The sequence below is a fragment of the Streptomyces chiangmaiensis genome (genome assembly GCF_036281785.1).
Classification (GTDB): Bacteria; Actinomycetota; Actinomycetes; order Streptomycetales; family Streptomycetaceae; genus Streptomyces; species Streptomyces chiangmaiensis.
Map to the genome: position 1 here is coordinate 1 of NZ_JAYWVC010000246.1, position 10,696 is coordinate 10,696.

The 10,696-nt window shown below is 68.1% G+C and carries 13 protein-coding genes and 2 pseudogenes; 14 read left to right on the forward strand and 1 reads right to left on the reverse strand.

The window, feature by feature from the left end; all coding sequences use genetic code 11:
• On the forward strand, positions 1-429 hold a 429-nt coding region (locus VXC91_RS38125), incomplete at its 5' end, for a TauD/TfdA family dioxygenase (RefSeq protein ID WP_329511936.1).
• 517 nt (positions 430-946) lie between these two features.
• On the opposite strand, the gene VXC91_RS38130 is transcribed toward VXC91_RS38125, so the two are convergent.
• Complete coding sequence (locus tag VXC91_RS38130; RefSeq protein ID WP_329511937.1) at positions 947-2,044, reverse strand: DUF1152 domain-containing protein; 1,098 nt, start codon at positions 2,042-2,044, stop codon at positions 947-949.
• 81 nt (positions 2,045-2,125) lie between these two features.
• Between VXC91_RS38130 and VXC91_RS38135 the strand changes: the two genes are divergently transcribed.
• The 13 genes and pseudogenes from VXC91_RS38135 to VXC91_RS38195 all read left to right on the forward strand — a co-directional run bounded on the left by VXC91_RS38135 (position 2,126) and on the right by VXC91_RS38195 (position 10,641).
• Positions 2,126-2,866, forward strand: a complete 741-nt coding sequence (locus VXC91_RS38135; protein WP_329511938.1) for a GntR family transcriptional regulator — start codon at positions 2,126-2,128, stop codon at positions 2,864-2,866.
• 276 nt (positions 2,867-3,142) lie between these two features.
• On the forward strand, positions 3,143-3,580 hold the full coding sequence (locus VXC91_RS38140; RefSeq protein WP_329511939.1) for an ATP-binding protein: 438 nt from the start codon (positions 3,143-3,145) through the stop codon (positions 3,578-3,580).
• 85 nt (positions 3,581-3,665) lie between these two features.
• Complete coding sequence (locus tag VXC91_RS38145) at positions 3,666-4,394, forward strand: GntR family transcriptional regulator (RefSeq protein WP_329511940.1); 729 nt, start codon at positions 3,666-3,668, stop codon at positions 4,392-4,394.
• Positions 4,395-4,516: 122 nt separating this feature from the next.
• Positions 4,517-4,866 (forward strand): annotated as a pseudogene (locus VXC91_RS38150) (SCO3933 family regulatory protein).
• Between the two features lie 5 nt (positions 4,867-4,871).
• The gene (locus VXC91_RS38155; RefSeq protein ID WP_329511941.1) at positions 4,872-6,245 is read left to right on the forward strand and encodes an FtsK/SpoIIIE domain-containing protein; all 1,374 of its coding nucleotides are present in this window, start codon (positions 4,872-4,874) and stop codon (positions 6,243-6,245) included.
• A gap of 83 nt (positions 6,246-6,328) precedes the next feature.
• On the forward strand, positions 6,329-6,961 hold the full coding sequence (locus VXC91_RS38160) for a DUF2637 domain-containing protein (RefSeq protein ID WP_329511942.1): 633 nt from the start codon (positions 6,329-6,331) through the stop codon (positions 6,959-6,961).
• A 19-nt stretch (positions 6,962-6,980) separates the two neighbouring features.
• Positions 6,981-7,175: an RING finger protein gene (locus tag VXC91_RS38165; protein ID WP_329511943.1), complete on the forward strand. Its 195-nt coding sequence runs from the start codon at positions 6,981-6,983 to the stop codon at positions 7,173-7,175.
• Positions 7,172-7,363: a mobile element transfer protein gene (locus VXC91_RS38170; RefSeq protein WP_329511944.1), complete on the forward strand. Its 192-nt coding sequence runs from the start codon at positions 7,172-7,174 to the stop codon at positions 7,361-7,363. Before VXC91_RS38165 ends, VXC91_RS38170 begins: the two co-directional genes overlap by 4 nt.
• A 10-nt stretch (positions 7,364-7,373) precedes the next feature.
• Positions 7,374-7,568, forward strand: coding sequence for a hypothetical protein (locus tag VXC91_RS38175; RefSeq protein WP_329511945.1), 195 nt, complete (start codon positions 7,374-7,376; stop codon positions 7,566-7,568).
• Between the two features lie 17 nt (positions 7,569-7,585).
• Positions 7,586-7,831, forward strand: a complete 246-nt coding sequence (locus tag VXC91_RS38180) for a SpdD protein (protein WP_329511946.1) — start codon at positions 7,586-7,588, stop codon at positions 7,829-7,831.
• A 131-nt stretch (positions 7,832-7,962) separates the two neighbouring features.
• Positions 7,963-9,264 (forward strand): replication initiator, encoded by a 1,302-nt coding sequence (locus tag VXC91_RS38185; RefSeq protein WP_329511947.1) that lies wholly within the window; start codon positions 7,963-7,965, stop codon positions 9,262-9,264.
• A complete protein-coding gene (locus tag VXC91_RS38190; RefSeq protein ID WP_329511948.1) occupies positions 9,261-9,473 on the forward strand; it encodes an excisionase family DNA-binding protein in 213 nt (70 codons plus the stop codon). Before VXC91_RS38185 ends, VXC91_RS38190 begins: the two co-directional genes overlap by 4 nt.
• Positions 9,473-10,641, forward strand: a pseudogene (locus tag VXC91_RS38195) (tyrosine-type recombinase/integrase). The gene VXC91_RS38190 and the pseudogene VXC91_RS38195 overlap by 1 nt, the downstream one beginning before the upstream one ends.
• Positions 10,642-10,696: the final 55 nt, after the last annotated feature.

Consider the following 10,696-nt stretch of genomic DNA (forward strand, 5'->3'; position numbering starts at 1 on the left):
GGAAACTCGGTGGTCCCCCGCTACATCACACTCTGGTGCGAGAGGAATGAGGGCACCGGCGGGGAATGCTCGATGGCGGACGGTGAACGTGTCGTCGAGGACCTTCAACAGACCAGCCCTTGGGCCATCGAGGCTTTAGCCAAGCCGAACGCTGCCATCTACAGGTCTGGTCGCGAGCAGTACTCAGGCCCGGTGATCTCCCAGGACCCCACCGGCCGCTGGCAGTTCCGGCTCCGGCTGGACTCGAACGGCTTCTTCTCGGCCGAGACGCTTCACGCTGTGAGCCGACTACGGGAGGCAATTGCCCTGCGGACCTTCACCTTCGCATTGAGCCCGGGACAGGGCTATATCATCGACAACTGGCGCTACCTGCATGGGCGACTCACCTTCTCGGGTGAGCGCGTCATGCTCCGGACGCTCATCAAGTAGTGCTGTTCGGTCCTAAACACCGGGGACCCGATGGGCCAGCGCGGTTGCTGAAGACGGATCGAGGCTGGCTTGGGTAGGGCGCAACGGGCACTGATAGTTGAAGACCGAGTGAGTTTCACCATTACTTTCTGGTTCCCGCATCAAACCGCCAATGAGGTTCCGAGGGGTGCTGACGCACAGGTCGGTGGAGCGGGTTTGGGGTGGCGCTGCTTTGGCGCGAGTGATCGTGGCCCCGTAAGCTTTCGGCGCGTCGGGCAGGTAGTGGACCTGCCCGGTAAAGCACGACGTTGGGGCCATGATCTGCGAGGCTCGCGCCAAAGTGGCTCCGTAAAGCCGTGGAGCCGACCGCCCCAGCCGCGACGTACCCCTTCTCTGGCGTCAGGCGGCTAATTGCTCAGTGCGCGGCGCGGGCGCCGGCCGGGCTGGAGCGGGGCGGAGACAGGAGCGCAGGCCCGGCCGGGGGCCGGGCCGCGTGCGGGGAGCGGAGCGAGCCGCCTTGAACCCGTGAAGAAAGTTGTTACTCAGGCTGAGTCGTGATGCGCCACAGCGGCGCGTCGTACTGCTCCGGACGGCTGTTGATCAGCAGCTCACGTAGGTCCTGGCGATGGGTGCCGTTGAGGTTCAGGGCCTCCGTGATGTGGCGGAACGTCGTGTGCGTGACTCCGCGGCTTCGGGCGTGGGCCTCGAACTGTTCCAGCTCGGCAAGAACCGTCTTCGGGACCAGGTCCGTTGGCGGCCGGTCCTTGAGCCAGGCGGCCTTATTGCGCTCGTAGTCGATCTCCGAGTAGCCGCAGATTTCGCGGCTGTGAGTCTCGACCTCGTCCAGGGTCGTCGTCGTCACGACTGCGCGGGCCAGCTCGTTCCGGCCCAACGCCTCGTCCAAGTCGACCTGGTGGACGGTGGGACCTTCGTCCGTGAGCGGTACGGGAAGGCTCGCGTCCCGCACTTCGCACGTGCCGCGTACGCCTCGGGCTGTCGCCGTGAGCATCGCCGTTGCCTCGGATGGGTGCCATTCCAGGACCGAGCTGACCGGCTCAGTGTCCTTCGCCGTGAAGGTATGGACGAGCGGGCCGAGTACGCCGCGTAGGTCGTCGATCGGGAGTTCGCCATCCAGACCGGGGCCTGCGACCAAGAGGCGCATGGGCGCATCCACTTGGCAGCAGGCCGCGAGTGTGAGGGCATCGGCGAGGGGGCTCTTGAGTGTGGGCTCGTCGCCGCGGGCCAGGATGTCGCCGCCCACGTCCAGGAGGTCGATCGACTGCGGCTTCAAGTGGCTAACCAACTCTTCCAGTTGGCGCATCACGCCCTCGGCACCGTGATGGGGGTCCAGCAGTGCGAAGGTGTGCGGGAGCTCCGCGGCAAGTCGGGGGAGCGTCGATCCCGCCGGAGGAATCGGGCGGGCGTCCGCCGGCACCGCCCGGACAGCGGGGGTGATCGGTTTTAGTTCCGTGAAGTTGTGGGCGCCTCGGGGGCCTGGTATCGGGTCGACGAGGAGGCGGTCCCACGCGTACGTGAGGATCACCGCCTGGTCGTCATCGCCGTGCAGAGCGGCGTCAAGCATCGCGGCGGCGACTGCGTCACCCCCTCCGCCTGCTGCGACGATCAAGCGCGTCATGTGCCCAAGGTTACGGGTTCGAATATTGGCCACTCGGCCTATAGTGGCTAGAGGCCATAGCCACTTTGACGAGGAGAGGACATGCCACAGATCGAGGAGGCTCAACCGAAGTATCTCCAGATCGCTCACTTCATCCGTGATCAGATCCTTCGAGGTGACCTGCGACCGGGGGACGAGGTTCCCTCGGAACGCCAACTGGCGGCGGACTGGAAGGTGTCCAGGCCGACGGCCGCGCGGTCGCTCGAAGCGCTGAGCCATCAGGGGCTGGTCGAGAAGCGTCAGGGATCGGGCACATACGTTCGGAGCCTGGAGGTCAATCGGCGGGCCCGTGAGCTGTACGGGCGGGCACGACAGACGGGCAAGATCTACACGCCCGGTGAGTACGCGGTGATCACGTCTGCGGGCTGGCTGGAGGCGCCGGACTACGTCGCTGAGGCGTTGGGCTTGGTGCGTGACCGTCAGGCTGTTCACCGCCGGCGCGTGACCAACAACCAGGACGGACCGACTACCTTGTCCACCTCGTGGTTCGCTCCGGACGTCGGTGAGCGGGCGCCCAAGCTCATGGATCCCGAGCGGATCCAAGAGGGAACCCTGATGTACGTCGAGAAGATGACAGGGCGTCAGGGTAGCTACGCAGAAGATCGCATGTGCGCTCGGGATGCGACGGCCGAAGAGGCGGCAGATCTTCAACTCGTTGCGGGCTCAGCCGTGTTGGTCGTCCATCACGTCGTCTACGACCTCCAGGACCGCCCGTTGGAGTTCGCCGAAGCCACGTACCCGCCGCGCCGTTGGGCGTTCGAGCAGGGCTACCCCCTCGCCTGAGCGGGCGGAAGTTCTGCCGAACCGCTTGCATCCAGCGAGTGGCTAATGCCACTATCCAGTAAGTGGCTAATGCCACTTACTGGAAGGGGGCACGGTGTGACGAGTCAGCGGCCGGATCAGGGCACGCGGTTAGCTTGCCGAGGATGCCGGGGGCGTGGCTGGAAGCGTGTCAGCTCACGTACGACTCTGGCGCTCTCCGCCGTCAACGACCGTGCCCGTGCCACATCGAAGCGACGGTGCCTCGACTGTGACGGCACCGGCAAGGAGTGAGTGCGAATGGCATACACACTCGACCGCGATCCCACCCCGAACTCACCGCGTCTCGGGGCGATGACCTTGCACCCGGCCCCGGAGTCCGTGCCACGGGCCCGGCGCTGGTTTCAGAAGTTCATCGCCCCGTACAACCCGGCCTGCTCGGTCGATGACTGCGCGCTGATGATCTCGGAACTGGTGACCAACGCCATCGTCTACGGCCGGTCGGATGAGCCGTGGATGGTGCGGGTGGAGTGGTTCCGGGAGGGAACTTCGCTCCGGGTGGAGGTGCATAATCCTGGGTTCCCCGCGAACGTGCGGCTCCGGCGTCCGGACGCCAACGATGCACACGGCCGCGGGCTGCTCCTGGTCGACTCCATCGCCGACGCGTGGCACTCCGGGCCCAGTCGCTTCGGCGGGACGATGGTCTCCTTCGCAGTGGCCGATGCCTGGCCGGGTTGACACACCCCCTCCATCTATTGCGCGCGCAACAGAGACGCTAGTCTGGTTGACCAGTTGACTTGGCCAATCTCACCGGGCGGCGTTCATGGCGTATGAAGTCGAGCCACCGAAGTACGTGCGTCTCGCGCAGACGATCCAGCGTCGCATCGAAGACGGCACGTACCCGCCCGGCACCCGGGTTCCCAGTGAGAACCAGCTGGTACAGGCCTTCGGGATGTCCCGCCCGACCGTCGTCCGGGCTCTGGAGCTGCTGAAGCGGGATGGCTGGCTGGAGTCCCGGCAGGGGTTCGGGACCATCGTCCGGGGACGTCCGGAAGTCGTCGAGCAACAGGACCGGCGGGGGCGTGAGGCGTTGGAGCGCGACGAGTCGCAGGCTTCGGGTCGGCTGGTTGAAGTCGGTGAAGCCCCCGTTCCTGTTCGGATCGCCTCGGCCCTCGGTCTGCCCGGACGAGCCACGGTTCTCGTGCGCCGCTTCCTCCTCGAAGAGGACGGCGAAGCAGTCGAGTTGGTCTCGTCGTACTTCCCCGCCGGCCTGGTCGAAGGAACCCAGCTGGCCAGTCTCGAGGTTCTGAGCGGCAGTGTCCGCGAGCACCTGGAAGCCCGGAAGAAGGTGCGCTTCGATCACGTGACCGAGCGGATTTCCGCCCGACTGCCCGAGGCCAGCGAAGCTGAGCTTCTCGGCATGCCGGACGGCGTACCTGTCCTCAGCGTCCTGGTCGTCGCGTGCGACGCTTCCGGGCAAGCCCTGCAGGTCTCTGACGTGCTGCTTCCTGCTGATCGGCAGGAGCTGGAAGACACCTACCGTCTGAACTGAGCTCCGAACGGGGCGAGTTCCTCTCCGGAATCACTTGACAAGTCAACCTGGCATCTCTAGCTCGAACTTGCTAAGTCAACTTGTCAGGTGACAGGTTGATCGTCCCAGAAGGAGAAATCTCTGTGCGTGTGATCCGCATTGATGCCTCGTCCGCCACGATCCTGCTGACCGAAGCTGCGGCGCCGAAGGTGCGCGACCGGCAGACCGGTGAGATCCCAAGGACGCCGTGAGCGGCGAGGCACTGATGACCGTCGGCGTCGTCTACATCGACGAGGGCGAGTCGTCACTGATCCAGGTCACCATCCCGGAGAGCGGTGTGACGGACGGCCTGACCGTCGGCGCCCCGGTCTCGTTGCCGGGTCTGGTGGCTCGTCCGTGGGAAAGCGTCTTCAACGGCCAGCAGCGGCACGGCATCGCCTACCGGGCCATTGCTGTTGCGCCCGGCGCCTTCCCGATGGCTGAGGCGGTCTGATCGACGTGACCGACCTCGTGACGCTGGCCGAGCTGGGCGGGCCGCTCGCTGCGATAGGCGGCGCGGCCTATGCCCGGCACGCCTATCCGGCGGCGTACTGGTCCACGGTCGGGCTGCCGGTCTCGGTGGCCCGGCTGCTGGCCTCGTACACGTCGACCATGGACGCCTGCGGCCTGACGGTCGCGCCGCCCCGGTGGCGGGCACTGGCCATCAAGGCGACGACTCGCCGAGAGGTTCGGCCGGTCCCGCCCCGCCGAGGCGTGATCCGGCCCACCTCGACCGGCCTCCGGATCCGGCTGCGGCTGGCTCCGGGCCAGGAACTGGCAGACGTCGCCGCCTCGGCGGAACGTCTGCGCCACGCCTGGGGCGTACACGCCGTGTACGTCCGGGACGTCAAGCCCGGCGTCGTCGAACTGCGGCTCGTCGGCTTTGACGTCCTGCGCAAGGTGCGGATGCCTCGCCGGATCGCCGGTGACCTGCTGCGGGTGCCGGTCGCCGTGAGGGAGGACGCAACCGCGTTCGTACGCGACTACCGGACCGTTCCCCATGAACTCGTCCTCGGCGCAACGCTGTCGGGCAAGTCCATGTTTCTGCGGAACCTGTTCACCAGGCTGGCCGCTCAGCCGGTCGTCCTGGTCGGCATCGACTGCAAGCGCGGTGTGGAGCTGGCGCCATTCGCGGCCCGGCTCTCCGCGCTGGCGACAGACCCGGACCAGGCGGCCGAGCTGCTTCCCGTGCTCGTCAAGGAAATGGAGGACCGTTACGACCTGATCAAGGCCCGGCAGGGCATCGCGCCCGGCACGCCGGAGGAACTGATCACCTCGGACATCTGGGGCCTGCCCGAAGACGAACGCCCTGCTCCCATCGTGCTGTTCATCGACGAGGTGGCCGAACTCTTCCTCGTGGCGACACGCAAGGAGGAGGAACGGCGGGACGAGATGGTCACCCAGCTCATCCGGCTCGCTCAGCTCGGCCGCGCGGCCGGCATCTACCTGGAGGTCTGCGGACAGCGGTTCGGCGCTGAACTGGGCAAGGGAGCGACGATGCTCCGCGCTCAGCTCACGGGCCGCGTCTGCCACCGCGTCAACGACGAAGCCTCCGCGAAGATGGCGCTCGGTGACATCGCCCCCGAGGCGGTCTACGGCGCCTGCGCCATCCCCGCCGAGCGGCCCGGTCTGGCCGTCGTCGGTGACACCTCCGGCGGCTGGTCCCGCATCCGTACCCCGTACCTGTCCCTCGCTGATGCTGCGGTCACCTGCCGCGAAACGGCCCACCTTGCCCCTGACGTACCGGCGCTCACGCCCTTCCGGCCGTACGTCCTGCCCGTGCCCGTAGAGGACTCCAGGCCGGTCGTCGCTCCACAACCGGCCACCGAGTAGCCGAACCCGCTCCAAGGGTCGGCGCGGCCGTCCCGCGCCAAGTCCCTACCCCTGCCATGCCTGGAACTGGAAGGAGGCGTGAGGTGCGTGCTCTGCCCGTGCGACTCGACGCCGTACTTGTCCAAGCGCTGATCGCCGCCGCGCTGTCCTTCGCGCACCTGCACGACCTGGCCTCGGCCGCCGGACAGCACGGCTGGGAGGCATGGGCCTACCCGGTCTCCGTCGACCTGCTGTTGGTGGCGGCCTGGCGGCGGCTCCGCTCCGGCGGCTCGAAAGCGGCTGGGTGGTGCTGGTTCCTCGTGGCGCTGACCGCCTCGCTGGGCGCCAACGTCGCCACCGCCGGGCTGCTGGACCTCGTCGCCGTACCGGCCTGGCTACGAATCCTCGTCGCCGGATGGCCTGCCGTCGCCTTCCTCGGTGGAACGCTCCTCGCCCATGAGCCGCCGAAGTCGCGAGAGGCGCCGGAACCCCACGAGGCGCCGGTGAGGGAAGAGGACGCTGTGCGGACTCCCTCGGCTCCCGAACTGCCCACCGCGGTGCCCGAGTCGGCCCCGCCTGCAACCACTTCCGTCCCGCCGGCACTCGCCGCCCTGGCTCGCAAGGTCGCCGACGACCACCGCGCCCGGACTGGAGCCCCCATCGACACCTCGACGCTTCGCGCCCGGCTCGGCGTCCCCATGCCGCTCGCCGAAGCCATCGCATCTCAACTCATCTGATCCTGGAGGGCTTTCCCCTTTGCGTCCGTCCACGCTCCGCGTGCTGAAGCGCGCCGCCGAGCTCACCCGACAGAACCGCCTCACCGAAGCCGTGCTGATCGCCGAACCGGTGATCCTCGCCGCCGACAGCTACGAGGGTGACGAGATCTTGCGCTGGCTGGCCGACCACGTCACCGACTTCACCGGCGAGACCAACGAGGAGAACCGGTCATGACCGCCAACCGCCGCTTTCGCAACGTCGTCCGTATCGGTCCCGTCCGGGTCGGCACCTATTACGACGGCCGGGGCCGCGAGAAGCACACCGTCACCTGCATGGCACCGCGCTGCGGCTTCTCCACGGACTACGACAGCCGCGCCTCCGCCGAGCTGGTCGCCCGCACCCACCGCTGCCCCGTCCGCTGAGGAGATCGCCGTGACCGTCTCGCTCCCGCTCGTCTTCGTCCTGGGCGTCATCGCCTGGGCTGCGATCAAGTTCCTCGGCATCCGCCTCTGGGTCGCCGTGGTGATCGCGCTGTTCGGCTTCTGGCTCTCGCACACCTTCCTCGCCCCCGCCATCGAGGCCGGCACCCGCTCCGGGGTCGGCGTCGTCAACGGCACCCACAAGTGACAAGAAGGGGATCCGCCATGCTCCGCCCCAAACTCCCCGACGTGCCGACGCTGCCGACGACTCCCGTCGTCCCACAGCAGACGCGGGCCCAGGTGCCCTCCACGGGCCGGTCGCTCACGCCCATCGCAGGTGCGGTCGCCGCCGTGGTCGTCGTCGGGATCGTCCTCACCGCGCTCCTGGCGGCCGTCGCCGTATCGGCTGTGTCCGTGGCCATCGCCGCCGTAGTCCTGCGCTCCCTGCTCAACAGCGCCAACAAGCGCTGACCGGCCGCCGGGGCGGCAAAAAGCCGCCAAGCATCCCGCCGCCCCGGGGCCGTCCCTCCCAACCACCGAAACAGCCGAAAGGAACGTCCATCATCACCCGGCAGACTCCGCCCCCGCTGGCGGAACTCTCCATGCTGGCCTCCCTCGGCAACATGCCCGAGCTGGCCCACCAACTCTCCGGCCTGGGTGGCTGCACCCACCCTGTCCGCCTCGACGGCCACCGCACCGATTACGAAGTCGACACGGCAACCGGCGAGATCGGCCGAGTCCTGCGTCACCTGGACTCCGCCACCCTCCCCGCCGGTCAACTCCTCGTCCGCTGCAACAACCGCCGGGCAACGCGGTGTGCGGCCTGCGCCGAGACGTACCGCCGCGACACCTACCACCTGATCACTGCCGGACTCCGCGGCGGCAAGGGCACGTCGGGACGGGTTGCCACCCACCCACGCGTCTTCGCCACATTCACCGCCCCGAGCTTCGGGCCGGTCCACAACCGCCCGTCCGGTGGCCGGGACTGCTGCTGCGGCATCCGCCACGACGAGCAGGACCCCGCCCTGGGCACTCCGCTGGACCCGGACACGTACGACTACGAAGCGGCCGTCTTGTGGAACGCGCATGCCGGTGCCCTGTGGCGGCGCTTCTCGATCTACCTGCGCCGGGAGGTCGCCAAGCGCGCCGGCCTCACTCAACGCGAGTTCCGCGATCACGCGCGGATCTCGTTTGCGAAGGTGGCCGAGTACCAAAAGCGCGGTGCCGTCCACTTCCACGCGGTCATCCGCCTCGACGGCCCGGAAGGCGGAGACACCACGCCCCCGCCGTGGGCGTCGGCCGGGCTGCTGACGGACGCCATCCGTGCTGCTGCCACTGCCGCGCGCGTCGACGGACCGGAGATCGACGGCCGGGCCCACCGCTTCGTCTTCGGCCGACAGCTCGACGTCCGCCCGATCCGCTCCGCCGACTTCGACGACGGCCAGGAGCTGACCGAACGGGCCGTAGCGGCGTACATCGCCAAGTACGCCACCAAGGGCGCCGAGACGGCGACCGGCACTCTGGACCGCCCGATTCGCTTCCTTGCCGAGCTGGCGCAAGCCCGGATCACGGATCACGCCCGGCGCCTGATCCGTACTGCGTGGACTCTTGGCGCACGTCCCGAGCTGGCCGACCTCCGGCTTCGGGCCTGGGCTCACATGCTCGGCTTCCGCGGCCACTTCTCGACCAAGTCCCGCCGCTACTCGACCACGCTCGGCGCTCTCCGCGATGCCCGTGCCGACTGGCGCCGCGCCCAAGCGGCTCCGGCCGTCCCGCAGGACGGCGAAACCACGCTCGTGCTCGCCCACTGGGTGTTCGCCGGAACGGGACTCAGCCCCGCCGAAACGTGGCTCGCCGCCTCACTCGAACCCGCCCCCGGAACGGAAGGAGAGCCCACCGTATGACCGACCGCTACCTGTCCGTCGATGAGGTCGCCGGGCTGCTCGGCACATCCGCTCGCTTCCCCCGGCGGCTGATCGAGGAGCGGCGCATCCGGTACGTGAAGGTCGGCCGACACGTCCGCATCCCACAGAGCGCCGTAGACGAGTACATCGCCGCGCGCACGGTCCAGCCGATCAGGCTCCGTTGCACTGGACTCCGGAGGGTCGCCTAATGGCCAACAAGAAGGGCAGGCGCCGGCGCTTTGGCGCGGTCCGGCAGTACCGGTCCGGCCGCTGGACGGCGTCGTACCTCGGGCCCGACGGTGAGCGCATCCGTGCGGACGAGACCTTCGAGACCAAGAAGGATGCGGAGGTCTGGCTGTCTCAGGTTGAGGCGGACCTCACCCGCGGTGACTGGCGCGCTCCCGATGTCGGGGCGGTCAATTTCCGCGTCTACGCCGAGAAATGGGTTGAGGAGCGGGAGTTGGCCGTTCGCACTGAGGACCTGTACAAGCACCTCCTCCGGTGCTCTACATCGTTCCCACCTTCGGCGGGCTCGACCTGGACGAGATCACCGCTCCTCGCGTCCGTGAGTGGCGCGCGGAGCGGCTTCGTGCCACCGAGGCCAAGACCACCGTTGCCAAGGCGTACCGCCTCCTCAAGGGCATCCTTGAGACAGCCGTCGACGACGACCTGATCAGCCGCAACCCGTGCCGGATCAAGGGCGCAGGCAAGGAGTCCGCTGCTGAGCGACGGATCGCCACCGTCGCCCAGGTCGATGGTCTCGCCGAGGCGATCGGGATTCGCTGGCGCCTCATGGTCTACCTCGGCGCGTATGGCCCGATGCGGCCTGAAGAGCTGGCCGGCCTTCGCCGCCGGGACGTCGACGTCGACAACATGGTGATCCGCGTCCGCGTCGCCGAGCCGGAGCGGACCAACGGCAAGCGGGCTCCGGGCGAGACCAAGTCGGACGCGGGCGTGCGTGCTGTCGTCCTCCCGGCGTTTCTCCACAAGGAGGTGAAGCAGCATCTCGCCTGGTTCGCCGAGAAGGGGCCCGACGGCCTGGTCTTCGTCGGCGAGAAAGGCGCCCCATTCCGGCGGACCTCCTTCGGTCGGAAGTGGAAGCGTGCCCGCGCTGCCGTCGGCCTCCCGGACGGCTTCCGGTTCTACGATCTTCGTCACACCGGACACACTCTTTCGACCCGATCGGGTGCCACCCTGAAGGACACGATGGTTCGGGCGGGCCAGTCCACCGAGAAAGCTGCGCTGATCTATCAGCACTCCGACGAGGAGCGGCAGCGGGACGTGGCGGCCGGGCTCGACGACATGGTCCGGGCCGAGCGTGCGAAGAACCACAACGGCGACCGCGCGCACCACAACGAGAAGCCCACCGGTAGCTGACAGCGGCCTTATGGTGCGGTTGTGGTGCGCCCGACGCCGACCGGTCTAGACAACA